Here is a 26,789-nt window from a genome sequence, read left to right as displayed (position 1 = left end):
GATAATTATACTATAGTATATTCTTGTATAATTTTAAAACTATTCTTTGCTTAATTAGGAGTTTTTAACATATAAAAAAGAACCGAAAAATCCCGGTTCTTTTTTGCTATAGCCATTTAATCTTGGGCTCGGTCTTATTCATAATTCGTTTAATATTTGCTCGGTGACGATAAATGACAAACGACGCAAGGAACAGGACGACGATGAGAAGAGGGATGTCCCATTCACCAACTACCCCTGAAACAATGGCAAACATCACGGCTGTAACCCCTGCAACCATCGATGATAAGGAAACATATTTTGATAGGTATAAACTAATAAAAAAGAAAATTAATACAGTAATAAACATATAAGGTGCATAAAACAATACGACACCACCAGAGGTAGCAACCGCTTTTCCGCCACGAAACCCGGCGAAGATTGGATAGGTGTGTCCGACGACTGCAAAAATACCTGCCAATAATGGGTTTATATCAACTTGGAAGAGATGCGGCAAAGCGGCAGCTAAGGTCCCTTTCAGGATGTCAGCAAGTGTAACTACTAATCCAGCTTTCACACCGAGGGTACGAAAGGTATTGGTTCCTCCTAAATTTCCACTCCCATGTTCACGAATATCTGTTTTATAAAAAACCTTTCCGATAATTAAACCAGAGGGGATCGAACCAAGTAAATATGCCAGAATAACTACTAAAATAATTTGAATCATTAACAAATTCTCCTTCTACAAAAAGATCCAGTCCTTCTATTTTACCATGGAATTAAGAAAAAACACTATTAATCCTTTCACATGTTCTTGCTTTTTTGATTACAGTCAAAAGTAAGAACAAATAGAGTCAAATTTATTACAAAAATAAGGAGAATTTTCAAACCATTTGTTAATTCATTGAAAGCCTTGCATGGAGTCAATATAATTTAGATAAAATCATAGAAATACATACTAAACCGACCCAAGTTTCGTAATCAATGGTCGGTTTTATCATATTATCCTGAATGATAGAAAGAGGTGCTTCAAAGTGGCGGCTAATAATCACCCATACTTAACTTACCAATACAAAGATGTGAAACAGCTTGAAAAAGAAATATCCAAACAAAAGAAGTTAACGAGAGCTTTAATGAATTTTCAAAATCACCTTATCTTTGTGATTGACAACGAGGAGATTATCGAATTCAATCAAGCTTTTAGTAATTTTACTGGCATTAGTAAGGCACAGACACAGCTACCTATATTGAAATACCTCTCTAGTTTTTTTGTAGATGATGCCAATTATTTTTATCCAATCGACAAAAGTAGATGGTTTGAAGAAATCATCGAAACGGGGAAAAACTCTGTAAATATGCACTGGATCAACAGCAGTAGTGAAGAGAGTTACTTTAATTTACAGTATGAGTCCATACCGGGTTCAAACCAATACTTATGTGTCTGTATGGATATCACTCATTTAGAGAATGAGAAGAGTGGGAACAGACAATTTTTCCTAATGGATTCTTTAACATACAGTATAAACCAATTGGAAATGAATGCGATCTTAGAAGTGGAAATGAGGCGAGCAGAACGATTAAATCAGCCCTTATCGATGATTATCATGGATATTGATTTCTTTAAACATGTGAATGAACAGTTTGGGTATGATGCAGGTGATAAAGTACTCTCTACTATTTCCATCATCGTTCAACAACGGATTCGCGAATCAGATATTTTTGTCCGTTGGGGTGGAGAAGAATTCATATTACTTACTCCTGGTACCGACGGAAATGGGGCACAGGAATTAGCAGAATCCATCCGTTCAATTATTGAGGAATTTCAATTTGAGAATATCGATCAAATCACTTGCAGCTTTGGAATCTCCGTATTTTCTAAAGGAAAAGCGAAAGAGGAGTTAATTTTGGAGGCGAATCATGCACTATCTATTTCAAAAGACCTTGGTAGAAACGGTGTAACTCTTTACAACTAAGAAGTAAAGATTGAGACCCTTTAAGCTGTTTATTATGTTTTTTTTGAAAAAATAGGTAAAATAAAGAAAAAGACCCTAGGAGTGAATATGATGACTATTGAAAATCCAAGTCGCAATGAAATTGGTAATATTTTAAAAAAGGCAAAAAGAATTGCCGTAGTTGGTTTAAGTAATAATCCTGAACGGACTTCTTACCAAGTGTCTGAAGCGATGCAAAAAGCTGGCTATGAAATTATCCCGGTAAATCCCACAATTGATTCTGCATTAGGAGTAAAGGCTGTTGCATCTCTCAAAGATATCGAAGGACATGTGGACATTGTTAATGTTTTTCGCAGGTCAGAACAACTGTTCGATGTTGCGAAGGAGTTTGATGAGATCGATGCAGATATCTACTGGGCACAGCTTGGCCTTGAAAACGAAGAAGCCTATGAATTCTTAAAAAACAAGGGATATACGGTTATAATGAATCGTTGCATTAAAGTCGAACATGCGATATCTAAAGCTTAAAAATCGAACCCCAAAACTGCTAATATTTAGCAGTTTTTTTATTTTTAACTCGCTTCAAACCGATGATTATATTATTACAAAAATATGTTGTTTAAAATTACGTATTTGCTAAATCGAAATAAATCGCTACAATATAGCATAGACGCCGCAAGATTTATGTTAAAATAAGAAGCGGCAAACATTGGTTCTATTTTTTAATTTTATAAAAGATTATATAAAGAATGACTAATCAATTAGTTCATGAGCAATTAGAAGGATACTTCTTTTTGTAGGGAATGAAAGGGGTATTTTAGTGGCAAGAAATCAGCAAGTTTTTGATTATAATGATGATGCCATACAGGTACTTGAAGGTCTTGAGGCGGTTAGGAAACGTCCAGGAATGTACATTGGCAGCACTGATTCACGCGGTCTCCATCATCTTGTTTATGAGATTGTCGACAATTCCGTCGATGAAGCTCTTGGTGGATTCGGTGATCAAATCATTGTAAAAATACACAAAGATAATTCTATTAGTGTAAATGACCGTGGACGCGGAATGCCTACTGGTATGCACAAAATGGGGAAACCAACACCAGAGGTTATATTAACAGTGCTTCATGCCGGCGGTAAATTTGGCCAAGGCGGTTATAAAACAAGCGGCGGTTTGCACGGTGTAGGGGCATCTGTTGTTAATGCCCTATCAGAATGGCTAACTGTCACCATTAAACGGGACGGTTTCGTATATGAACAGCGTTTTGAAAATGGGGGAAAACCGATAACAACCCTCGAAAAAATCGGCAAAACCAATCAAACCGGTACAACGATTCATTTCAAGCCAGATCCAACTATTTTTTCAACGACCACTTTTAATTTCGAAACGTTATGTGAGAGGTTAAGGGAGTCAGCCTTCTTGTTAAAAGGTTTGAAAATCGAAATTATAGATGACCGAAATGATTTCCATGAAATCTTCCATTATGAAAATGGGATTGAAGCATTCGTTGCCTATTTAAACGAAGAAAAGGATGTCCTCCATCCAGTTGTCAGTTTGGAAGGATCCCAGCATGGAATTGAAGTGGACTTTGCGTTTCAATTTAATGATGGCTATTCTGAAAATGTCCTCTCCTTTGTCAATAATGTCCGCACAAGAGATGGCGGTACCCATGAAGCCGGGGCAAAAACTGCGATGACAAGAGTATTCAATGATTATGCTCGTAAGGTATCATTCTTAAAAGACAAAGACAAAAACCTTGATGGCGCAGATATCCGTGAAGGATTATCGGCAATTATCTCCGTTCGAATCCCGGAAGAATTGCTCCAGTTTGAAGGACAAACTAAAGGGAAATTAGGAACAAGTGAAGCTAGATCAGCCGTTGATTCAGTTGTTTCTGAACACCTCTCCTATTTTCTAGAAGAGAATCCTGATATTAGCTCCCTTCTGATCAAAAAATCAATCAAAGCCTATCAAGCAAGAGAGGCAGCCAGAAAAGCACGTGAGGACGCACGCAGCGGAAAAAAACGCAAGCGTTCGGATGCTGTCTTATCTGGTAAACTAACACCTGCACAATCACGTAATCCGCAAAGAAACGAAATTTACCTGGTTGAGGGTGATTCTGCGGGAGGCTCAGCGAAACAGGGACGTGACCGACGTTTTCAAGCAGTCCTTCCACTCAGAGGTAAGGTCATAAATACCGAAAAAGCCAAGCTCGCTGATATTTTTAAGAATGAAGAAATCAATACAATTATCCATGCCATTGGCGGCGGAGTCGGTTCCGATTTTAGTGTCGAAGATATCAATTACGATAAAATTGTCATTATGACCGATGCCGATACAGATGGGGCACATATTCAAGTTTTACTGCTTACTTTCTTTTATCGCTATATGAAGCCGTTGTTAGAAGCAGGGAAAGTGTTTATTGCCTTACCTCCGCTCTATAAAGTAAGCAAGGGAACAGGCAAGAAGGAAATTATCGAATATGCTTGGAATGATGATGAACTTCAAGGAGCCATCAAGAAAGTAGGCAGAGGCTATATTATCCAGCGCTATAAAGGACTTGGCGAAATGAACGCCGATCAACTATGGGAAACAACGATGGATCCTGAAACAAGGACGTTGATTCGGGTAAAAATCGATGATGCGGCTAGAGCAGAACGCCGCGTTACCACTCTTATGGGCGATAAAGTTGAGCCGCGCCGTAAGTGGATTGAGACGAATGTCGCATTTGGGTTAGAAGAAGATGACACCATCTTAGAAAATGAAAATATTACGGTCGCCGAGGAGGGTTCTGAAGGATGAGTGCAACTGAAAAATTCCGAGACTTGCCTCTAGAAGATGTCATTGGTGATCGTTTTGGTCGATATAGTAAATATATTATTCAAGAACGAGCCCTTCCGGATGCACGTGACGGTCTCAAACCGGTGCAGCGGAGAATTCTTTATGCAATGCATTTTGAAGGAAATACTCACGATAAAGGTTTTCGTAAATCTGCAAAAACTGTCGGTAACGTTATTGGTAACTACCATCCACATGGTGATTCCTCTGTTTACGAGGCCATGGTACGGATGAGTCAGGACTGGAAGGTTCGAAATGTTCTTGTGCAAATGCATGGTAACAACGGAAGCGTCGATGGTGACCCGCCTGCTGCGATGCGTTATACAGAAGCAAGGCTATCCGCGATTGCCGCAGAATTAATGCGTGATATCGAAAAAGATACGGTTGAATTTATTCCTAACTTTGATGATACTTCCAAAGAACCAACAGTTTTGCCAGCGATGTTCCCAAACCTTCTTGTCAATGGATCAACAGGAATCTCTGCTGGGTATGCAACAGATATTCCTCCGCATCACCTTGGTGAAGTCATTGACGGAGTAATTAAGAGAATGGACCATCCTGATTGTTCCGTAGAGGAACTCATGACGATTATCAAAGGACCAGATTTCCCTACGGGAGGTATCATTCAAGGCATTGATGGAATTAAAAAAGCCTATGAAACTGGTAAAGGAAAAATTATCGTTCGCAGCAAAGCCGACATTGAAGAGGTTCGCGGCGGTAAGCAGCAAATCGTTATTACGGAAATTCCCTATGAAGTGAATAAAGCCAATCTCGTCAAAAAAATGGATGAGTTCCGTCTTGATCGTAAAGTGGAAGGAATCTCTGAAATTCGTGATGAAACAGATCGGACCGGTCTCAGAATTGTTATTGAACTGAAGAAAGATGCCGATTCAGCAGGTGTCTTGAACTATTTATATAAAAATAGTGATCTTCAAGTAACCTATAATTTTAATATGGTTGCCATTCATAAGAAACGACCGAAATTAATGGGTCTTAGAGAATTATTGGATGCTTATATTGAGCACCAAAAAGAAGTGGTCACAAGAAGATCACAATACGATCTGAATAAAGCCCGAGAACGACAACATATTGTTGAAGGTCTGATGAAGGCTTTATCGATCCTAGATGAAGTAATTGCCACCATTCGTGCATCTAAGGACAAACGCGACGCGAAGGACAATTTGATTGCAAAGTTTGACTTTACAGAGCCGCAATCAGAAGCAATTGTTTCCTTACAGCTATATCGTTTAACAAACACCGATATCACTGCCCTAAGACAGGAAGCGGAAGAGTTAGCGAAGAAGATCGAAGAGCTTACAAGCATTTTAGCAAGTGAGAAAACTCTTTTCTCCGTTATTAAAAAAGAATTAAAGGACGTAAAAAAACGTTTTGCGGATGAACGGCGTTCGAAGATTGAGGCAGAAATTGAAGAATTAAAAATCAATCTTGAGGTTACAGTCCCAAGTGAAGATGTTATTGTAACGATTACGAAACATGGATATGTAAAACGGACAAGTACTCGTTCCTATGCGGCGTCCAATGGTCAGGATTTAGCAATGAAGGACTCAGACCGTTTATTAGCGCAACTCGAAATGAATACGAAGGATGTCCTGCTGCTCTTCACAAATAAAGGAAACTACTTATTCTGTCCTGTTCATGAGCTGCCAGATATTCGCTGGAAAGACCTTGGACAACATGTGGCTAATATCATTCCAATTGACCGTGATGAAGAAATCATCCAGGCGATTCCAGTTAAAGACTTTGAGGCTGACCTATTCCTTGTCTTTATCACGAAAAATGGCATGGCCAAGAAAACGGAGCTAAAACAGTATAAAGCACAACGATATTCTAAACCACTTGTTGGTATCAATCTAAAGGATGATGATCAAGTAATTGATGTTCATTTAACCGATGGAACAAATGAATTATTCTTGATTACCCACTTAGGATATGCCTTATGGTTTCATGAAGAAGAAATTAGTATAGTAGGTGCTCGTGCTGCAGGTGTGAAAGGGATTAATTTAAAAGATGAGGATTTCGTAATTGGTGGAAAAATCATTCATCCAGACAGTAACGAAACGATCGTTATCGCTACACAGCGTGGAGCTGTAAAGAGAATGAAAATGAAAGAATTTGAAAAAGCTACTCGTGCCAAACGCGGTGTAGTCATTTTAAGGGAACTTAAATCAAATCCACACCGCATTGCAGGATTTGATATTGCCAATGAACAAGATGTGATTTTTATCCAAACGGAAAAAGGACATCTCGAGGAACTTAATACAATCGATATTCACTACAGTGACCGTTATTCCAATGGTTCATTTATTTTGGATGAAGAGGAAAACGGAAAGGTTACGACTGTTTGGAAAGTATCTGCATCAGAAAAGCCTAGTGAATAAATGATTAAGGGACACTCTAAAAATTAAAGTGTCCTTTTTCATCTTTTTTCCAAAACTGGTCATACTAACAAGTAATAGAGCTTCTGGGAGGTTCATGGATGAAAAAAGAGATGCTTTTGGTCATTGTTTCATTTTTTCTCATGTCACTTACTGCTATTACTGGGGTATATGCGATTGAAGAAACGACAAAAATAATCACTATTTCAAATGAAAAAGCAGATATTACCGGTGACGGAAAAGAGGAAGAAATATTTTTAAAGGGGGTTCCTTATCAGAAAGAGGAGGCATTTTTGGAAAAAATCTATATTGAGATTAATGCTTCAAATGGTAGGAAATACACCATTCCACTAAATAGTGGTGCTAAGGCGGGATTGGAACTTGTCGACTTAAACAATGATGGAGTGAAAGATTTGTTTTCAAGTGTGGTGAAAGGGGGGAATGAACCAACTGTCCAAAATTATTCCTACTCTATTAGGAATTTTGAACAGACGAAACTTTTTCTGCCAGAACCACTTGAAATGGAAAGCCATTTTCTTCATGGGTATAAAGCAGAGATTAAACTCGCCAAAACAGGAAAGTCGTATCTATTTGATTTAAAGGACCGTAAGAAGTATTATAAAAAACTAGGATTATATTATCGTGGCAAGCTAAATGAGCCGACAGAATTAACCGTTAATCCATTTAGCAGTCTCCAACCTATACCTATAGAAAACAATCAAGTGGGGTTACTGGGCGAGCAGAAAATTACCGGGATTGCCCATGCTGACGTGATTGCTACTGTCGAATCAACTTGGTCATTTGACCAAGGTCAGTGGAAGTTAATTCGGATCGTTGTTCATAAAGAACGTAATAAATAGCTGTATTTTATCGACACAGGAGATCCTGTGTTTTTTATTTTCCAAAAATTTGACGAGATTTCCAGACGGGAATATACTTATTCTTGCCAAATTTTATCAAAGGAGTTGGATAAAAAACTCATTTCCATTTAATTGTTCATATTTAGTTCATAAAAATAAGCTACAGTTACTCTTAATCAATTAAAAACGGAGTTGAAGGAATTGATTAAATTAACCAAATTTCTAAAACCATTTCAATTAGCCATTTATCTGGTTTTAGGTCTCGTCCTCTTACAATCATTATCAGAATTATATTTGCCAACGTTAATGTCCGATATCGTTGATAAAGGGGTTGTCAAAGGAGACACGGGCTACATATGGAAAATTGGCGGTTTTATGCTGCTTGTGGCGGCAGGGGGAATGATTTGTTCGATAGCAGCAAGTTTCTACTCAGCAAAAGCAGCATCAGGCTTTGGAAAATTATTAAGAAGCAAAATTTTTTCTCACGTTGGAAACTTTTCACTGCACGAGTTTGATCAGCTCGGAACAGCCTCGTTAATTACTAGAACCACCAACGATATCACCCAGATCCAGCAAGTATTAGTAATGATGCTCCGAATGATAGCGATGGCACCGATGATGTGTATTGGCGGGATCATCATGGCATATTCAAAAGATGCGAAACTTACCCTTGTTCTCGCTGTTGCTCTGCCTGTTCTCGTGCTGGCGATCGTGATCATTGCCAGAAAAGGGATTCCACTTTTTAAAGCGATGCAAATAAAGTTAGATAATCTCAATCGGGTTTTACGTGAAAACTTAACCGGGATTCGTGTCATTCGCTCTTTTAACCGAGTGGAGCATGAGAAGAAGCGTTTTGATGAAGCGAACTGGGATTTAACTGAAACAGCCATTAAGGTCAATAAAATTATGGCCGCAATGATGCCGATTATGATGGTGGTCCTTAACCTTTCCTCAGTCGCGATTGTATGGTTTGGCGGCCTGCGGATTAGCAATGGTCATATGCAGGTAGGAGATATGATGGCCTTCATCCAATATGCGATGCAAATTATGTTTTCGTTCATTATGCTGTCGATGATGTTTGTCATGATCCCAAGGGCATCGGTATCGGCTGTTCGAATCAATGAAGTACTAGAGACAGTTGCAGATATTAAAGATCCTTCATCGTCAAAAGTTGATGAAGGAAAAAAAGGCTTTGTTGAGTTTCAAAAGGTAACATTCAGTTATCCGGGCGCGGAAATGCCAGCCATTTCAAATATCTCTTTTTCAACAAAACCCGGTGAAGTAACTGCCATTATTGGCGGTACTGGGTCAGGAAAATCAACACTCATTAACTTGATTCCGCGTTTTTATGATGTCGATAGCGGGAAAGTCCTTGTCGATGGGATAGATGTAAGGGATATGGCACAAGAAAAACTTCGAGAAAAGATAGGGTTTGTCCCACAGCAATCCGTACTTTTCACCGGATCGATTGCTGAGAACATCCGCTATGGAAAAGAAAATGCCACAGCAGAAGAGGTTGATCATGCTGCTGAAGTAGCCCAAGCGAAAGAATTTATTTCTAACATGCCAGAAGGCTTTGATGCGGTAATCTCCCAAGGGGGAACAAATGTTTCAGGGGGACAAAAACAGCGATTGTCGATCGCACGAGCCCTTGTACGAAAGCCGGAAATCTATATATTTGATGATAGTTTTTCTGCTTTGGATTTTAAAACAGACGCCAAGTTACGGGCTGCCCTTAAAAACGAAACGGGGAACTCAACGGTATTAATAGTAGCACAGCGTGTAAGCACCATAATCGACGCTGATCAGATTATCGTTCTCGATAACGGTGAAATATCTGGAATTGGGAAACACAAAGAATTAATGGAATCATGTGCGGTTTATCGCGAGATTGTCATGTCACAGCTGTCAGAGGAGGAAATCGCATGAGTAAGGATTCCAATCAAAACCACACCCAAGGGACGGGGACTAGAAAACCTGGCCCTGGACCAGGCGGCGGATTTGGCCCGATGGGCATGGGCATGCCTGTCCAAAAAGCAAAGAACTTTAAAGGAACTCTAAATAGACTTATCAGCTATTTGAAACCATATAAATTACAGCTTTTAGCGGTTTTAATTACAGCCATTATTAGTACCATTTTTGCGATCGTCAGCCCTAAAATATTGGGGAAAGCGACGACTAAGTTATTCGAAGGCTTGATGATGAAATTTAGAGGAATCCCTGGAGCTAAAATCGATTTTGATTATATCGGTCAAATTATTATTTTACTCATTGGCCTCTATATTCTAAGTGCGATTTTTGCTTATATCCAACAATATATTATGGCGGGTGTCGCGCAAAAGACAGTTTACAATCTTCGGAAAGAGGTAGAAGAGAAACTGAACCGACTTCCGCTTAAATACTTTGATTCACGTACCCATGGTGAAATTCTCAGCCGTGCAATAAATGATGTTGATAATATTAGTACGACCTTACAGCAAAGCTTAACCCAGCTGATTACCTCCGTTGTTACCATTATCGGTGTCATTATCATGATGCTGTCGATTAGTCCATTAATGACGTTGGTTGTCATTTTGACACTGCCGCTTAGCGGTGTTGCGATTGCAAAGATAGCTAAAAAGTCGCAAAAGTATTTTAAAGGGCAACAAAAATCATTAGGCCAATTAAATGGGCATGTGGAAGAGATGTATACCGGTCATAAAGTAGTCAAAGTTTTCGGTCACGAACAGAAATCAATTGAAACATTCGAGGGAATCAATGAAACTCTCTACCAATCCGCTTGGAAGGCACAATTTGTATCAGGCCTGATCATGCCATTAATGGGATTTATCAATAATATTGGCTATGTTCTCGTATCAGTCGTTGGTGGAATCTTGGTAACGAAAAAAGCGATTGAAATTGGTGATATACAGGCTTTTATCCAATATGCACGTCAATTTTCCCAACCGATTGCTCAAACTGCATCGATCGCAAACGTCATTCAATCCACGATCGCCAGTGCCGAACGGGTCTTTGAAATTTTGGATGAAACAGAAGAGGTGCTTGAAGCCATTGATGCGAAGGTGATCGCTAGGCCAAAAGGTGAAGTAACCTTTGAACATGTAAGTTTCGGTTACGAGGAAAATGAACTTTTAATCAAAGATATGGAAATCGATGTGAAACCTGGTCAGACAGTAGCGATTGTCGGACCAACAGGAGCGGGTAAAACCACACTAATTAATTTGCTGATGCGTTTCTATGAAATTAATTCTGGCAGCATACTCATTGACGGAGTCGATACGAGAGAGGTAAAAAGGGAGCACCTAAGAAGTTTATTTGGTATGGTACTGCAGGATACATGGTTATTTAATAGTACGATTTTTGATAATATTGCCTACGGAAAAGAGGGGGCAACAAAGGAAGAAGTGGTGGCAGCAGCTCGCGCGGCAAACGCTGATCACTTTATTCGAACGCTCCCAGATGGGTATGATACGATTTTGAATGAAGAGGCATCCAACATTTCTCAGGGGCAAAAACAACTGTTAACAATTGCTAGGGCGATCCTTGCTAATCCAGCGATACTTATTTTGGATGAAGCGACCAGTAGTGTCGATACGCGAACAGAGGTTCAAATCCAAAAAGCGATGAACCACTTAATGAAAGGGAGGACCAGCTTTGTCATTGCCCACAGATTGTCGACGATTCGAGATGCTGATTTAATCCTAGTAATGAATAACGGAAGTGTCATTGAAAAAGGAACTCACGTGGAATTACTAGAAGAAGGCGGTTTTTATGCAGACCTGTATAATAGTCAGTTTACAGGGAGTAATTCAGTGAAAAATGTAGGTTGAGAGAATGCGTTTGGAAAGCTTACGAACTTTCTGAACGCTTTTTTTATTTTAAATAAGTGTTGAATTATGAAAAAAATTCATTTCGTCTCATTATCTTAAGTATACTTAGGAAATGAGATATTTTACGTTTTTGTTACCATAATATTATTATGTAAACTGATTAAAATTTAAAATAAGACTGCCGCGAAAACGACAGTCATTGATCATTCTATTTGCTCTTTCGGCATATCCATCTTATCCACAGCAATTTTTAAATCATCATTCTTAATATGCGTATAGATCATCGTCGTTTGGATGGATGAATGACCTAATTGCCGTCTTAATTTCGGTACATCATTGATTTCAGCATGGTATCTAGTCGCGAATGAATGACGCAGCTTATGTACCGATAACGATGGTTTACCAAATGCGGTTGCATATTTTTCAATGAGTTTTTCAACGGATCGGGCTGTTAATTGCCGTGATTTGCCCTTGGGACCAATCGGAGCTGAAATAAACAACGCCTTATTGCTTTTCTCAACCTGGTACTTAGCCGTTCTAATTGAAAGGTATTCTTGTAGGTCATCCATTGCCACTTGGCTAAAATAAACAAATTGTTCTTTATTTCCTTTACGGATTACTCTCACACAATACTTACTATAATCAATATCGTCTAATTCAATCCCAACTAATTCCGAAAGACGCAGCCCGGAACCCAAGATTAACGAGACAATGGCCGTATCACGTTCCTTATTTAATTGATAAAAATTATAGAGTCTTTTATTATCTTTATTCAATTCACCATAATCATTCGCAACAAATAACCGGAATTTTTCATATTCGTCCCCGAGGAGGATTTTACCTTCCATTTTAGTTGCCTTGGTTTCCATGCTGTCTTTTACTTCATTAAATTCAATTTTAGCCATAACATTCCGGTTCAAATAAGGCTTTAGATCTGGGGTTTCCGCAATGTTTTGTAAATAATTAAACAGTGATTTTAACGCAGATAATTTCCGATTAACGGTAAGTTCTTTATTATTTAATTGATAATGCAAATAATTTAAAAAACCTTCAACCTCCAAGACAGTCAGTTGCTCTAAACGCTCTAAAGGAATATCTTTGATGGTGCCTGACACCAATTGCTCACTGACCATCCAGTTAAAGAAGATTTTATAATCATGACAGTAATTAAATAAGGAAGCCGTTGAAAGCTTACGTAATTTATGATTAATATATTCGTCAACATACCAAGGAAGTTCTTTGAGCAACGATTGAAGTTTTTGAAATTGTTGCTGCTTTGATTGATTTACCATAAAATCACCCCGTTTCTATATTTTACTAAACTGGCTTAATTACGTCAAATTTATATTTTACGTAATTATGTAACTGAACACTAAATAAACTAATTCTATTATTCTAGCCCTTGTAGAACGACACGAATTTGCCTACTGAAATACTTCCCTACTTACTCAATATATTTGTCGCTTTACAAATTCAGTTGAATTAATATATCCAGGCAACCTCTTTAAAGAGATTGCCTGGATATATTAGAATAAAAATGTATCTAAAGCATATTGACCGGGACCGATCATAGCAATACCAATAGCTACTGAAAGCAAAGTTAAGTTGTATTCATATCCATTAGCTGATGCCCATAATCCGTTAGGAGCATGAACTTTCAAAATCGCCATTGCCATTGTCCCCGCAATCAAAATTCCTGCAAGTGGAGTTAAAAGTCCCAAGGCAAACAAAATACCTCCCACTAGTTCAGCTAATCCTGCAAATAGTGCCATCGTTACTCCCGGTTTCATGCCAATTGATTCAAACCATCCACCGGTTCCTTTCAATCCATAACCACCAAACCAGCCAAATAATTTTTGAGCTCCGTGACCTACAAATAGTAAACCAATTACCAAACGAATGATTAATAAACCAATATTCATCATGTTAAAATCCTCCTAATGTGTATTTATCTTGAATTCGAGATAATGAATTAAAAAAAATGAAAGTTAAACTTTATTCCTAACTTTTTTCAAAAGATGCACCAATGTCTCTGCCTCATCAGAATCCAATGAATCAAACATTTGATGAACAAACTCATGATATTTCGGCATGATTTCGTTCATCAATGCATACCCATCATCCGTTAATGCTACATGTATCACCCGGCGGTCATCTGTACAAGCATTTCGGCATAATAAACCTCTTTGTTCTAACTTATCTAAACAATAGGTCATTGAACCACTTGAGACCAATATGCAATTTCCAATTTGTTGAATGGTTTGTTTCCCTTTTTGATAAAGTACCTCTAAAACAGAATACTCCGTAATACCCAGCTTGTTTTTTGCCATTTCTTCCTTTATTCGATCATGAATAGCTTTAGATGTTTGCATTAAGATCAGAAAGGACAAATTTGAGCATTTCCTCTCCATTTAGTACACCTCCTTTTAAATCTTGAATTAAAATATCTTGAATATGAGATAATAATAATACTTATAATTTTTTTTGTCAATAGTATTCTTATAGAACTCCCCTCATCTATTTAAAATCTCCAAAATAACTATAACCCATAAAAAACGCCGACTGGTCTTTAAAACCAATCGACGTCCCCCTGCTGCACCTAATGAGCTAAAACATTTGTATTCTCTCGCACCATTTCAATAAAATACTTCATAACTCTAATATCCTCTGTTAATTCTGGATGAAAAGAACAACCTAAGAATTGTCCTTCTCGCGCTAAAACAATACGCTCTTCATGTTTTGCTAGAATTTCAACATTCTCACCCGCCGCAACGATATGAGGTGCTCGGATGAAAACAGCGGGAATATCCTCTCCTACTCCACTGATGGACATCTCGACTTCAAAACTATCAACCTGGCGACCAAATGAATTCCGTTCAACCATGATGTCCATCACCCCGAGATGTGACGTATCATAGCCAACAATTTCTTTTGCCAGTAAAATCAGGCCTGCACATGTTCCAAACATCGGAACTCCCTTGGCGGCTAGAGTACGAATGGGTTCAAGCAACTCGTATCGGTCCAGCAGTTTCCGCATTGTTGTACTTTCTCCGCCAGGCAGTACAAGACCATTTAATTCTTTTAGATCTTCAGCCGATTTAACTGAAATGGCCCTACAGCCAAGCTCTTCAATTTGTCTTATATGCTCTCTAACTGCACCTTGTAATGCAAGTACCCCAATGTTCAGCATATTACCAACCACGTTCCTGCATACGGTCTTTTGCATCTAGCGCAGAAATTTCAATACCTTTCATCGGTGTCCCAAGCTCTTTTGAAATTTCTGCAATCAGTTTATAATCTTGGTAGTTTGTTGTTGCTTCTACAATAGCACGTGCGAATTTTTCTGGATTATCCGATTTGAAAATACCTGATCCGACAAATACACCATCCGCTCCAAGTTCCATCATTAAAGCAGCATCAGCAGGTGTCGCTACCCCGCCGGCAGCAAAATTGACAACAGGCAGCCTACCCAATTTTTTAATTTCTAGCAATAATTCAAATGGTGCTCCTAAATTCTTTGCTTCTGTCATTAATTCGTCCGTATTCATACCGACAACGCGTCTTACTTGAGCATTTACTTTGCGAATATGACGAACCGCCTCGACAATATTTCCAGTTCCCGGTTCCCCTTTTGTCCGTAACATAGATGCTCCTTCACCAATGCGGCGTGCAGCTTCCCCTAAATCACGGCACCCGCAAACAAAAGGTACAGTGTATTCGCTTTTTAATAAATGATATTCTTCATCCGCAGGTGTTAATACTTCACTTTCATCTATATAATCGACGCCCATAGCTTCCAATACACGTGCTTCGACAATGTGGCCAATCCGTGCTTTTGCCATTACTGGAATAGTTACAGCATTCATAACTTCTTCCATAATCCGAGGGTCTGCCATACGAGCTACCCCACCAGCTGCCCGGATATCGGATGGTACCCGCTCCAAGGCCATAACCGCAACCGCACCGGCAGCCTCTGCTATTTTTGCCTGCTCGGCATTAATGACATCCATAATAACGCCGCCTTTTTGCATTTCAGCCATTCCGCGTTTTACTCTTTCAGTTCCTACTAATTTCATAAAATTACCTCCATTTCATTTATGATTTTAGTATAATAGAAATTGACTACATGAAAAGGTTCAGTTTTATAAAAAACAATGTGGTCAGTTGGAGGAAATTGCGAATGGATATGCTAATGTTTAAGTTGGATAATAGTACAGAAAAACCATTGTATGAACAGCTTTATAATGGGATCAAAGATGCTATTATCCAAAAACAAATTGAAGTGGGAACCAAATTGCCGTCGAAGAAAAAATTAGCGGAATTTTTAAATATTAGCCAAACTACCATTGAAATAGCCTATGCACAGCTCATAGCAGAAGGCTATGTGGTCTCCAAACCCCGCATCGGTTTTTTCGTGGAAGAGATCGACGAATTACCTTATGTTGAAAAAGAATTCCTAAACATGCCTGTAGGAAAGGTTGAGAAAAAAATCGTTCAATTTGATTTCCATCCAGGAAAAATTGATGCAGATTCCTTCCCTTTTTCACTTTGGCGAAAATATGCAAAAAATATATATGATAGCAGTTCAAAAGAGTTGTTGGAACTTGGAGACCCGCAAGGAGAATTCGCCTTAAGAGTGGAAATAGCAAAATATCTTTATCAATCGAGGGGGATTGTCTGCAGCCCCGAACAGATTGTCATTGGTTCGGGAACGGAACAACTGCTTCCAATGATTTTAAGGTTACTTGGAAATGATTTGAAATTTGCACTTGAAAATCCTGGCTATTCGGCCATACCCAAAATACAAATGCAAAATAGAGCCATCCCTATTCCGGTGGATGAAAATGGTTTAATCGTGGATGAACTGGAAAAAACAAAGGCCAATATTGTTTACATAACCCCTTCCCACCAGTTCCCTACGGGTGCCGTCCTATCCGCAACAAGAAGAACACAGCTATTAAACTGGGCAGCAAAGGATAAAAGCCGTTACATCATTGAAGACGATTATGATAGCGAGTTTCGTTATATCGGAAAACCTATTCCTGCCTTACAAGGGTTAGACCAAAACGAAAAAGTTATTTATTTGAGCACGTTTACCAAATCATTAATGCCTTCCTTACGTGTTGCTTATTTTGTCTTACCTTCAACCTTACTGCAAAAATATAAGGAGACATTCAGTTTTTACTCATCAACCGTACCGAGATTCGATCAGCATATTTTAGCTGACTTTATGAGAGATGGCTATTTTTCCAAACACTTAAACAGGATGCGGAAAATTTATCGCAAAAAACATGAAAAATTAACTCAAGTTTTAGAAACGTATTATCCGGATGTCATCATTACAGGAGATCTGGCAGGAATGCACATTTTAATTTCCGTCCCCCTGTCAAAACGGGAAGATCAGTTAAAACAAATAGCCGTTAATGCCAATATTGCCATCCATCCAGTAAGTGATTATCTGTTAAGTCCTATTGACTATCCATATCCAACTTTTTTATTAGGTTTCGGCGGCATTCCATTTGACCAAATTGAAAAAGGCATACACCAATTAATGCAATGTTGGAACCACGAGTGATCGGAATCTAGAATAGAACCGACTGTTTTTTATACAACAACCAAGTTCCTTTTAAAAAAATAGAGCAGTATTAGTTTACTGCTCTTTCTGAAAGGCCATATATCAGGCCTGGAATCTTGTAAAAGCTTCGTTTTTGGAAACCCGTATCATTTCACTAGGAAAATATTTTTTAAAATATCTTTCCACTTTTACATGTAGATTGTTTTCATACCACCCTGAATGTCCATGTTCTTCAAATAATTTTGGCATTCCTAATCTTTCTGAACGTTTACCCATAGCACCATCTCCAATGGATAGTGTATCAATCCATATATGATCTACAATCCCATCCAATACTTTCGGAAACTCTGGGGTAAAGGGCAAAACGGGCGATATTGAAGCTTGGGTCATTATTCCGGCTTCATGAACTTCTTTTAAGGCTTTTAACCGCAACTTAATTCCTGGTGCATATGGGGCGAAAATTTGCTTTATATCTTCCCTGTCCGTTTCAATCGTCATAGATACTAATACTTTACATTTTTCCTTTAGTTTGACGATCAAATCAATATCTCTTGTTATTAGTGGTCCTCGTGTTTGAATTTGAAGAAAATCAGGCGGATGTTCAATCATTTCTTCTAATATCCCTCTTGTAATTTCTGCTTTACGTTCAATTGGTTGGTAAGGATCTGTTGCGGAAGACATAAAAATGTTCACAGGATTTTTTTTCTTCCGAAGTTTAATGATTTCTTTGCGGTAATTTTCTGCTGCATTTGCTTTAATGTCCAACCATTCTCCCCAGAGAATTCCTTTGAATCTTTGAATTGGCATTTCTCTAACATAGCAATTATCACACTACATTTAATTTTTATTTAACTAATTCGCCACCCTTTGCTTAAATATTTCTTGCAAATAAAGGAGTCTTCCTTATATGTTTCCTTTCATAGAAATCAAATAAAATTAGAAAATATAATGAACTCTTAAAAATGCTGCTAAGGTTATAAGTAATTTTTTCATTAAATTATCCCGACTAAATATCTATAACACAACAATTACGCTACCCTTCATTCAAAATAACATAAATAAATCAGGAAACAAAAGAAAAATATACATATATTAACCCTCTATAGATTTTTATTTTTATTCGAAATCTTATAATTTGAAGGGTAAATATATTAATTTTACATACATTTATTAATTAGAGGATATTATTTAATTGGTTTTGGATGGGGGACGTAGCCCATAGCGGGAGGCGGCAAGTGATGGGCTTCATACCATCAGTTGATTTACACCTTGCCTGAGATTATACAATGGCATTACTACTACTCCTTCAAACAAAAACATCCTTGGGGGATTATAATAAGAAATACGGGACATTGATATTAGATGAATAATAATTGCCCTTATATGATATTAAGATGGTCAGGGGCGATTTGCTGCACTAACAAACTACGGTGATTAAGTAAGAACTGTATGCATATTTGGCCAGCCTCCTTATTATATTTTAGAACCCTTTTCCCCTCTTATTTTCATTTTTCAGCCCCCTCTTTCTTAAGAATTTTTTCCAAACTATTTTTTTAGTGATAAGATGATTAAAATCTTGGAAAGAATGTCTCTAATGGAACAAAACACATTTCAAACTTGGAGATTTATGGGGGAAGAAACAGCGTTCAAAACTTGGAAGGAATTTGTTAAAGGCAAAAAAGCAGCACTCAAAAAGGTGCTGAACACAGAATTGTATGAATGGATCACAAATCTTGAGTATGTGGATGTAGAGCTTGACCGTGCAGATAATCATGAATTTTACGACTTCAAAGTTTCCCCTGTGGTAAAAGACATTAAAGGATTTGATATTCCTCGATTTAAGAAAATCGAAACCTTGATGACCATCGATTTAGTTGATTTGAAAGAAGCATGGCCTGGTTTATCTGAAATTGAAAATCAAACTTTAATCGAGATGTTCAACTCTTATGATTTTGACGATTTATACGAGCATTTTCTCGATATAGAAAGACAAAAACAAATTGACGAATGGAAAACACATATGCTAGATAAACAGATAAAGGACATATTGCTGGGTGAATCAGGAGACGTAGCATTTACACTAGAGGATAAAGATGGAGAACAAAGTGCTTTCACCTTCTTTATTCCATATACTATTCATAAACTAAGGAAATCAAATTAATTTTCTAAGAGGATTTTGCATCCTCTTTTTTTTCAATTGGCTAGTGCTCTTATTTTAGTCAAAAGAAAAGAGAAGAAACTTTACAATTTCTTCTCTAGAGCACCCCCTACTCTTCTTCGTCTTCTTCTTCATCAGCGGCCCAGTAAACGAAACCGTTACGATGTATACTCTCTCCGTAAATAATTCGTTCCTCAAATTCTTTTAAATCCATACCATTTTCTTCTGCTGCTAAAACCGATAGGCATAATAGTGCCCCACTTACCTGGTTCCTCTGGTCACTGTGAACTGTTCTTTCCGTACTTGATTTAATGCTCCTCCTCCCCCTCCTTTGTAACCAGCAAAATAGGTCCTTTCTTATAAGTCTTTAACTCTTTTCATTCAGTTCAGAACTAAAATTATCGTATTTATAATTATTTGTTCCAGTTTTGAAACCTTCGTCAAATTCTTCATCGAACAATGAATCTACGTCTATGGTCACTTCTTCAGCGTTAGAGTTATCCTCTGAGGTTGATATAGAATCATCCATCGCAGTTACCGCAGTTTAATCTTTGCTTTACTGCAACATTAAAAAAAGAACTAGCAATATATCGGGTACTATAATCACAAACAAGGCAAAACTAAAAGGTCTGACCCTATACCGAGTTCAGACCTTACAAGCTACCTAAATGAAAAATATCTAACTTTAGGGGTCACTCCATCTTAATACCCCTTAGTTAGTGAAGTGTCATAGACTCTTATACAATTGCTATTTAATTTTGGCTGACTAATAATTCATCCTTCCAAACAAGGTCTTTTCTTAGAAACGTTGTATTGTTCAGGTATAAAAAAGGAGATTCTTCCGCTGTCCAAAAATCCTTTTGTTTAGCTCTGTATCTTAGAGTTCCCTGCATAATATAACAAGCTTCAATTGCTCTAGTAACCCCCACATAAAAGAGATTAAGAGCTTGAGTATAGTCCTCACTAGTAACCCTTTTACCTTCAGGTGGCACTATCCATCTATACAAATCTAGTAAAAATACACATTTAAACTCAAGCCCCTTTGATTTATGCAAAGTCATAATATTTACTTCATTCTCAGTAGCAGGTTTAAAACTATCGAGTTTTTGTTCATTTTCTAATATACGTTTTAAATCAACACATATTTTTTCATCTTTATGCTCTGGATAGATTAACTGTGCAAATTTAATAAACAAATCTATTTGATTCCCTAGTTGATCTTCTTCTAACGAAAAAATTTCAGTCAAAATTTCTAATCCTTTTTCAAACCTCTTTTTTTCATAATCTTCATTAATCCGACTCTCAACGAATTCCAGTATTGTTGTTAAGCCCATTTTATATGAAAAAAATGAAGTAAGCATATCATTAAACAACATTCCCCAGTAGGAATTACTTTTATCAAGTGCGGTATCTACAAATAACTTATTATCAGTTCTTAAAAATAGTGATGCTCTTTTAGCAGTTTCATTCCCTCTACACAAAATAGCAAAGTCACTATTATTTTTTAATCCATATTTTTTTTTCAAAATAGGTAGATTACACTCTATTGAATTGATTACATTCTCATCAGTGCCTATTACATTAACCTTAAATACCCTAGACTCATCCTCTAGAGTAATATTTGGAACTCCCATAAGAGCAAGTGAATAATCAGAGACGGTTTTATGGCATCTATGATTATGAGTTATTTCTAGGTGAGTAAAATTGTTATTTGACATTAATGAAAATAAATATTTAGAATATCTATTACTAAATGCATAAATTGCTTGATTTAAATCCCCAACAGCAATTCCAAAAATCCCCTTACCAACAAGCTTTAAAAAAATATTATGTTGAATCTCACCACAATCTTGATACTCATCAATAAAAATATGAGTATATCTTGCCTTTAAGTATAATAAACATTCTGGAACCTTATTCAAAATAAAAAATGCTGTTTCACCACATATTTCTAAAAAAATATGACCATCTAATAAGGATTTCTCTAATAAAAGTTGTAATTCTTTACTACCAAAATCCTCCTTAAGTCCTTTTAGTTTTTCATACTCTGGAAAATCATTAAAAGAATCTTTCACTTCTAATGGTACGCTCTTACCAGTAAGAATTTTTGAAAATGGCATTATTATTTCCGATATATAAAATTTATCAATAGTTCCAAAAAAGTGATTTCTTCTTAATATTCCTTTTCTTTTACAACGCAACTCTAATTCTTGACTAGCTTTTCTAGTAAAAGATATTGCAATAACTCCTTGGTATTCCATTAACCCTTCAGAAATTACTCCTATCTTTTCTACTATAGTAAAGGTTTTGCCACTTCCTGGTTTGGCAGTAATAACTAGGTTTCCTAATTCATCAATTATTTTTACTTGTTCTGGTGTGGGTTGGACTGATTTATTCATTTACACGCACTACCATTTCAGCTAATGCTTGAATTCTTTTTAAAGGTTCGGCAATCTTATCCTCTTTTAAACAATCTAGGGTATCAAATTTGTTACTTAAAAAACTTAGCATATTTTCCGCCTTAGCTTGTTGCATCTTCTTTACAGTACCTGTTTCTGTTCTAGTATTATAATAGCTTTTTAAAGAGCTATATAAATTACTCATTACTAAATCATGTTCTAAGTCCACAAACGATAAAAATATGTTGTCTTTTTCTATTTCTTTAGAAATATATTTAGAAATGTGGATAGCCTTAGCAGGTGCTTTCTCTTCACTGCCCCACTCATTGTATTGCTTATTCTCCCCCCAATATTCTATTAGAGGTTGAGTTTTTTCATTATTTAAAAGTTCTTCATAAATCCCCATAACACGAGATACACCAGCATGATATGATAATTCAATTGTCTCTGTATCGGATACCTTTTTGGATTTATTAAAAATATCATTATCCGTTCTAAATACAAAAGGAATATCTAACGCTAAACAAATTTTAATGTAGGGTTTAAATCCAACACCGTTAACCGAAATAATAGAAACGTTTAATCGATCAAGATCAATTTTCAACTTTTTTGCTAGTGCTGTATAAAAAAGCTTTTCTGAAGGACCTTCAACTAAAAATACTGCATTAACAAAAAACACATCAGATGTAATAGCATCAAGTCTATATCCAAAATCATCGAAATTTAGTTTTATTTCTTCGCTACATCCACCTTTTGCTACCATGGTGTTCTTGTTTCTAGAATATAACTTTACTATTTTATCTGGTCGGAATTCCGAAGCAATATGTGGTGAATGAGTAGTTATGAATACTTGGTCCTCAAAGTTCTCTAATAAATAGTTAGAAAGTTTCCTTTGTTGATGGGGGTGTAAATGGGCTTCAGGCTCTTCTATTGCAAAAAAAGTTACTTTTTCACGTGTCTTTTTATTTTTTTGTTTTGCTACCCAAGTAGCTAAGAATATTTGATTATTACGACCATCCCCACCTAATGTAAGTGTTTCACCATCCGCTGCATAAGTTAATTCAAGATTATCTAGTAAGCTGTCAATATCAGAATTAGCATTCTTAAAATTTAAAGTTTGGTTCTCATTATGGATTGCTAACTTTCCTAATTCAGTATTGACACTTTTTAAAGATCTTTTTATGTAATTTAAATTATCAATCTTTTCATTCAATATCTTTAGGTCATCTTTCATTGTAGAAACTGCTATATCATCTGCTTTTTTCAACTCTTCTTCTAATAATGATTTCGCATCTTCAAGAATCTGATTTTTTTCTCTCTTCATAAAAGAGGATAAATTACGGTTTGTATTAACGTATTCCATATTTAATCTCTTTATATAGTAGCGTGACAGTTTGTTTTCTAATATTTCTTCTGAATGACCCGCTGAGATTTGAAATTCACCATTCTTTGTATTTTTATATTGAATATAAACTGTTCCCTTATGCAAATCCCCTTTAAAAGAACTAATTAGACAGTCTTCAATAACCTCAGTAATTTTTACTGTAATTTCAATGGATTCAGACTTTGTATAAACATTGTAATCACTGTCATGTAATTCTAAATCTTTATCACTTAAGCCTCTATCAAACAGAATCCTTAAGGCATAAATTAAATTTGTTTTTCCAACATCATTAGCTCCTATTATAAGCGTCTGATTAGCAAAATTTATTTTTTCATCAACAAAATTTCTAAATCCTTTAATCTTTATCCAATCAATTCTCAAAAAACCAACTCCCGATTACTTATTTTAAAATAGGTGCAAATTTTAGCTTACGAAACTATAAATATACTGGGTTTACTAACTTCTGCCCCAACCGACAAAAAAGTACCCTTTAAGACAATATTATCCAAAAGGGTAGAACATCGCAATATATTAGAAAAAACAAAGGAGTGCCCTTCTCGTTTTAATTCCCGCATTCTTACTTCATTTTAGTAAAGCATTACCTCTTATTGTTTACTTAAATACAGGATGCTCAAACAAAAGAAAAGGACTACTCTAAGTCCTTTTCAAATCGCAGTATTAACTAACTAATAACAGAATTTTTTAAAGAACATTACTTGATTCAATTTTAGATAAAGTCAATTAGAGCCATTGAAAAAAATCGGGGCATTGTCTACATTTCTTAACCATATATATTCTTGACCATTTAAACCATTCTTGACCCATACATCCCCTTTAAATTCTTTGTCCCTCTTACGAAACCAAATAAGATATGTTCCAACAACTTGAGGATCTTCATCTAGTTCATTCTTCTTTGGAAATGTGATTTGTTTTTGCTCATCTGTTTTTAAATTAATAGCATAAAGTGACGTAAACATCGTTGGAACAGGTCCTTCCTTCCATTCCTTGTTCTCTTTTGCACGAGAGACAATTACTTTATCTGGCGAGTACCATTCCAAATCAAGGTCTACATAGCCTACAGGTGTGTAGACCTTTTGTTGTGTAGAAGTTGGCATTTCTGCAATTGTCGCTTTCTTGTTTTCAACATGAAATCTTCCTTCTCCTGAAATATAGGCTAGTTGATTAGCTCTTGGAGCCCACTTCATCCAGTCCTCATACCATCGCATATCTCCTAATGCTTGAAAGTTATTGCCTTGTGCTGATAAAACACATAATGTATTACTATCCATTGCTATTGAAGCAGTAGGAATAGCTAAAAAACTAACCCACTTTCCATCGAAACTCCATTTGAAATAATCAGCATTAACCGCAAACAAATCAGGCTTGTTTGTTTGAATGGTGTAAAACTGCTTTATTTTTTTTACATTAAGATTTGCATCTACTGGGACTTTGTAAAGCGGAATTGGTCCCCATCCAGTAGGGCGTAAACTGGATTGTGAGGAGACGAGAAGTTCCTTACCATTTGGAAACCATTCGAAGCCACTAACCCCTAATGAAACATTCTCAAATCCTTCAGGGCGGCCATTCTTTTCTTTAGTTACGTTTAAGATACCTCTGGAATTGTAGGCCAACTGATTTTTTATCGGAGACCATTTAAAGTCAGATGTTTCGATTCTTACATATGGAAGGTAGCTTTCTTTTCCCTTCGTATCATAAATCCATAAATTCGTCTTTTCTCCCTTTTCATCACCATCATTGTAGGCAATAAAACGCCCATCATAGGACCACTTCTGACCATAAACATATCGGTCTTTTGTGATTTGTATTTCTTTATCCCCTTTTTTAATCCATAGCTGATGGTCTCGAATAAAGGCAGCGGTGAGAGGAACTTCTGCACTGGCCATCGTTGGCAGATAGGAACTTATCAATAATAGTAGTAAAAAAATTCTAAATACCATTCATCATCCCTCAATGTTTAAAATGTCTCCCAGTTTATAATGTTCGTTTTTGCTTTGACACATAATCAATTGAATTTGCAATTTCAACTAAAACTTCGGGTGTCAGTTCCTTTGAAACCCTTTTGTCAAAGCCAAACGTATATTGCCATTTATCTGTTTCAAAAAAGAGAAAATTAAAAAGTCGATCCACCTTATAAATAGCTTTTTGTCCATTCTCAAGCGTGTAGACCTTCAGGTCGCCTCTGTCTTTTAAATTGATTTTATTTTTCAATGGACGAATACTTATATAAAAGTGATTACCTGGTGATTTATTGCTTATATATAGAATTTCCAAAAAATCATTCGTGTCGTATTTCTTATCTTCAAAAAATCTTCCGAGTTGATGTGTAAATGAAATTGGTGGTATTCTAATAGGCAGATTCACATCTTTCTTAAAGTGATTTTCAAATTCTTTAACTGCTTCATCAACAGATTTATATCCAAATTGAGTGTACATTTCCTCAAATGATGGTGGCTTATCGTTTGTCTTCGCATATGCAAATTGAGTGTCTGCTACAGAAAAAATAAGAAGAAGTATTAAAATCATAAGAAATTTTTCTCTGTTCATATTCGCCCGCCTTAGATTTTTATATTTAACTTTCCCCGTTATTAAAGAAGATTATTTATTGATACCATCGCTGACTTCGCTAGGGTCAAAAAAAAATAGGCCGCAACTACGACCCTATCCATTTGCAAATATAGCTATTGAATTGATTTTAATTGAGTATTTTAGTAATCAAATGCACAATCCCACGAATTAACCACAACAAAATTTGTCCAATGATTTCGACAACATCAAAAAGGTGTAAGCGTCAAGTACATTTGAACAATTTTGCTTATTAATTTTGAACACTTTCTTCTTTAAAAATTGTCTCGCGATGTTTCATCCTATAACTTGAATCGTTAAAATGAACGATTTCTGCTCGATGGATGAGCCGATCCAATATAGCTGTCGCTACCCCTACATCTCCCAGTAGTTCGGTCCACTCTTTTGGAGAGCGATTGGAAGTAAGGATTATCGATGAATTGTTATACAGGTCATTAACCAATTGGAAAAACAAATTAGCTTCCCTTGGATCCATCGCTGCGTACATCAAATCATCAATAATGACTAATTGTGATTCTTTAATTCTCTTAATCCTTGTTTGGGATTTTCTCGTAATGTCCATAGTTTTCAAGGTATGAACCAAGTCTCCCATTGCTATAAAGGAGACCTTGTAACCTCGTTTAATCGCTTCTAATCCTAAGCCAACCGCCATATGCGTTTTTCCCTTATGTAAAGCTTTACATAAGGGAAATTATCGAAAGTTTTTGTTTATGGAAAGATATCTCTAATTAAGCGTAGGATTCTTGGTTGTAACCACAAATATCTTTCCATAATATTCAAAAATTCCTATCTACAAAATTCCTCCAGCCACTTTAA

20 protein-coding genes and 2 pseudogenes are annotated in these 26,789 nt (G+C 36.6%); 9 read left to right on the top strand and 13 right to left on the bottom strand.

Annotation, left to right across the window (positions count from 1 at the left end):
- Positions 1-106: 106 nt before the first annotated feature.
- Positions 107-706: a glycerol-3-phosphate 1-O-acyltransferase PlsY gene (plsY, locus tag ACE198_RS21505; protein ID WP_098571224.1), complete on the bottom strand. Its 600-nt coding sequence runs from the start codon at positions 704-706 to the stop codon at positions 107-109.
- A 307-nt stretch (positions 707-1,013) separates the two neighbouring features.
- On the opposite strand from plsY, the gene ACE198_RS21500 reads away from it, so the two are divergent.
- The 7 genes from ACE198_RS21500 (at position 1,014) to ACE198_RS21470 (ending at position 11,853) form a co-directional block, all read left to right on the top strand.
- A complete protein-coding gene (locus tag ACE198_RS21500; RefSeq protein ID WP_375376979.1) occupies positions 1,014-1,952 on the top strand; it encodes a sensor domain-containing diguanylate cyclase in 939 nt (312 codons plus the stop codon).
- Between the two features lie 90 nt (positions 1,953-2,042).
- Positions 2,043-2,459, top strand: a complete 417-nt coding sequence (locus ACE198_RS21495) for a CoA-binding protein (RefSeq protein WP_098571226.1) — start codon at positions 2,043-2,045, stop codon at positions 2,457-2,459.
- 292 nt (positions 2,460-2,751) lie between these two features.
- Positions 2,752-4,731, top strand: coding sequence for a DNA topoisomerase IV subunit B (parE, locus tag ACE198_RS21490; protein WP_098571227.1), 1,980 nt, complete (start codon positions 2,752-2,754; stop codon positions 4,729-4,731).
- Positions 4,728-7,166, top strand: coding sequence for a DNA topoisomerase IV subunit A (gene parC / locus ACE198_RS21485; RefSeq protein ID WP_375376978.1), 2,439 nt, complete (start codon positions 4,728-4,730; stop codon positions 7,164-7,166). Before parE ends, parC begins: the two co-directional genes overlap by 4 nt.
- A gap of 98 nt (positions 7,167-7,264) precedes the next feature.
- Positions 7,265-8,023, top strand: a complete 759-nt coding sequence (locus tag ACE198_RS21480) for a hypothetical protein (protein WP_375376977.1) — start codon at positions 7,265-7,267, stop codon at positions 8,021-8,023.
- 201 nt (positions 8,024-8,224) lie between these two features.
- Positions 8,225-9,952, top strand: coding sequence for an ABC transporter ATP-binding protein (locus ACE198_RS21475; RefSeq protein ID WP_375376976.1), 1,728 nt, complete (start codon positions 8,225-8,227; stop codon positions 9,950-9,952).
- Positions 9,949-11,853, top strand: coding sequence for an ABC transporter ATP-binding protein (locus tag ACE198_RS21470; RefSeq protein WP_285851175.1), 1,905 nt, complete (start codon positions 9,949-9,951; stop codon positions 11,851-11,853). The genes ACE198_RS21475 and ACE198_RS21470 overlap by 4 nt, the downstream gene beginning before the upstream one ends.
- Positions 11,854-12,056: 203 nt before the next feature.
- Here ACE198_RS21470 and xerS read toward each other — a convergent pair whose 3' ends face one another.
- From xerS to pdxS, 5 genes are all read right to left on the bottom strand, one after another.
- A complete protein-coding gene (gene xerS, locus ACE198_RS21465; RefSeq protein ID WP_251459772.1) occupies positions 12,057-13,145 on the bottom strand; it encodes a tyrosine recombinase XerS in 1,089 nt (362 codons plus the stop codon).
- Between the two features lie 234 nt (positions 13,146-13,379).
- A complete protein-coding gene (locus tag ACE198_RS21460) occupies positions 13,380-13,778 on the bottom strand; it encodes a DoxX family protein (RefSeq protein WP_375376975.1) in 399 nt (132 codons plus the stop codon).
- Positions 13,779-13,841: 63 nt separating this feature from the next.
- Positions 13,842-14,264 (bottom strand): MarR family winged helix-turn-helix transcriptional regulator, encoded by a 423-nt coding sequence (locus ACE198_RS21455; protein WP_375376974.1) that lies wholly within the window; start codon positions 14,262-14,264, stop codon positions 13,842-13,844.
- 188 nt (positions 14,265-14,452) lie between these two features.
- On the bottom strand, positions 14,453-15,043 hold the full coding sequence (pdxT, locus tag ACE198_RS21450) for a pyridoxal 5'-phosphate synthase glutaminase subunit PdxT (RefSeq protein WP_375376973.1): 591 nt from the start codon (positions 15,041-15,043) through the stop codon (positions 14,453-14,455).
- 1 nt (position 15,044) lies between these two features.
- Entirely contained in the window at positions 15,045-15,929 is an 885-nt protein-coding gene (gene pdxS / locus ACE198_RS21445) for a pyridoxal 5'-phosphate synthase lyase subunit PdxS (RefSeq protein ID WP_098571234.1), read from the bottom strand.
- A gap of 104 nt (positions 15,930-16,033) precedes the next feature.
- On the opposite strand from pdxS, the gene pdxR reads away from it, so the two are divergent.
- Complete coding sequence (pdxR, locus tag ACE198_RS21440; protein ID WP_375376972.1) at positions 16,034-17,428, top strand: MocR-like pyridoxine biosynthesis transcription factor PdxR; 1,395 nt, start codon at positions 16,034-16,036, stop codon at positions 17,426-17,428.
- Positions 17,429-17,530: 102 nt separating this feature from the next.
- On the opposite strand, the pseudogene ACE198_RS21435 reads toward pdxR, so the two are convergent.
- Positions 17,531-18,259 (bottom strand): annotated as a pseudogene (locus ACE198_RS21435) (radical SAM protein); the annotation flags it as partial.
- 763 nt (positions 18,260-19,022) lie between these two features.
- On the opposite strand from ACE198_RS21435, the gene ACE198_RS21430 reads away from it, so the two are divergent.
- Positions 19,023-19,589 carry a hypothetical protein gene (locus ACE198_RS21430; protein WP_375376971.1) on the top strand — a complete coding sequence of 189 codons (567 nt, stop codon included), beginning with the start codon at positions 19,023-19,025 and terminating at the stop codon, positions 19,587-19,589.
- A 364-nt stretch (positions 19,590-19,953) separates the two neighbouring features.
- On the opposite strand, the gene ACE198_RS21425 is transcribed toward ACE198_RS21430, so the two are convergent.
- The 6 genes and pseudogenes from ACE198_RS21425 to ACE198_RS21400 all read right to left on the bottom strand — a co-directional run.
- The gene (locus tag ACE198_RS21425; protein WP_375376970.1) at positions 19,954-20,115 is read right to left on the bottom strand and encodes a hypothetical protein; all 162 of its coding nucleotides are present in this window, start codon (positions 20,113-20,115) and stop codon (positions 19,954-19,956) included.
- Between the two features lie 223 nt (positions 20,116-20,338).
- The gene (locus ACE198_RS21420) at positions 20,339-21,985 is read right to left on the bottom strand and encodes a UvrD-helicase domain-containing protein (protein ID WP_375376969.1); all 1,647 of its coding nucleotides are present in this window, start codon (positions 21,983-21,985) and stop codon (positions 20,339-20,341) included.
- On the bottom strand, positions 21,978-23,750 hold the full coding sequence (locus ACE198_RS21415; protein ID WP_375376968.1) for an ATP-dependent nuclease: 1,773 nt from the start codon (positions 23,748-23,750) through the stop codon (positions 21,978-21,980). The genes ACE198_RS21420 and ACE198_RS21415 overlap by 8 nt, the downstream gene beginning before the upstream one ends.
- 356 nt (positions 23,751-24,106) lie before the next feature.
- On the bottom strand, positions 24,107-25,327 hold the full coding sequence (locus ACE198_RS21410) for a translocation protein TolB (protein ID WP_375376967.1): 1,221 nt from the start codon (positions 25,325-25,327) through the stop codon (positions 24,107-24,109).
- A gap of 34 nt (positions 25,328-25,361) precedes the next feature.
- Positions 25,362-25,934: a hypothetical protein gene (locus tag ACE198_RS21405; RefSeq protein ID WP_375376966.1), complete on the bottom strand. Its 573-nt coding sequence runs from the start codon at positions 25,932-25,934 to the stop codon at positions 25,362-25,364.
- Between the two features lie 271 nt (positions 25,935-26,205).
- Positions 26,206-26,637 (bottom strand): annotated as a pseudogene (locus tag ACE198_RS21400) (ATP-binding protein); the annotation flags it as partial.
- Positions 26,638-26,789: the final 152 nt, after the last annotated feature.

The organism is Neobacillus sp. KR4-4 (assembly GCF_042136325.1).
GTDB lineage: Bacteria > Bacillota > Bacilli > Bacillales > Cytobacillaceae > Neobacillus.
Note: the sequence above shows the minus strand (reverse complement) of the source record. Positions and strands in the feature narration are given on the sequence as shown.

Coding starts and splice junctions, on each gene's coding strand:
- xerS (WP_251459772.1), bottom strand. CDS start 13,145: ATGGTAAATCAATCAAAGCAGCAACAATTTCAAAAACTTCAATCGTTG.
- ACE198_RS21420 (WP_375376969.1), bottom strand. CDS start 21,985: ATGAATAAATCAGTCCAACCCACACCAGAACAAGTAAAAATAATTGAT.
- ACE198_RS21480 (WP_375376977.1), top strand. CDS start 7,265: ATGAAAAAAGAGATGCTTTTGGTCATTGTTTCATTTTTTCTCATGTCA.
- plsY (WP_098571224.1), bottom strand. CDS start 706: ATGATTCAAATTATTTTAGTAGTTATTCTGGCATATTTACTTGGTTCG.
- ACE198_RS21460 (WP_375376975.1), bottom strand. CDS start 13,778: ATGATGAATATTGGTTTATTAATCATTCGTTTGGTAATTGGTTTACTA.
- ACE198_RS21430 (WP_375376971.1), top strand. CDS start 19,023: ATGGAACAAAACACATTTCAAACTTGGAGATTTATGGGGGAAGAAACA.
- ACE198_RS21425 (WP_375376970.1), bottom strand. CDS start 20,115: ATGGATGATTCTATATCAACCTCAGAGGATAACTCTAACGCTGAAGAA.
- pdxT (WP_375376973.1), bottom strand. CDS start 15,043: ATGCTGAACATTGGGGTACTTGCATTACAAGGTGCAGTTAGAGAGCAT.
- ACE198_RS21495 (WP_098571226.1), top strand. CDS start 2,043: ATGACTATTGAAAATCCAAGTCGCAATGAAATTGGTAATATTTTAAAA.
- ACE198_RS21410 (WP_375376967.1), bottom strand. CDS start 25,327: ATGGTATTTAGAATTTTTTTACTACTATTATTGATAAGTTCCTATCTG.
- parC (WP_375376978.1), top strand. CDS start 4,728: ATGAGTGCAACTGAAAAATTCCGAGACTTGCCTCTAGAAGATGTCATT.
- pdxR (WP_375376972.1), top strand. CDS start 16,034: ATGGATATGCTAATGTTTAAGTTGGATAATAGTACAGAAAAACCATTG.
- ACE198_RS21470 (WP_285851175.1), top strand. CDS start 9,949: ATGAGTAAGGATTCCAATCAAAACCACACCCAAGGGACGGGGACTAGA.
- pdxS (WP_098571234.1), bottom strand. CDS start 15,929: ATGAAATTAGTAGGAACTGAAAGAGTAAAACGCGGAATGGCTGAAATG.
- ACE198_RS21455 (WP_375376974.1), bottom strand. CDS start 14,264: ATGGAGAGGAAATGCTCAAATTTGTCCTTTCTGATCTTAATGCAAACA.
- ACE198_RS21405 (WP_375376966.1), bottom strand. CDS start 25,934: ATGAACAGAGAAAAATTTCTTATGATTTTAATACTTCTTCTTATTTTT.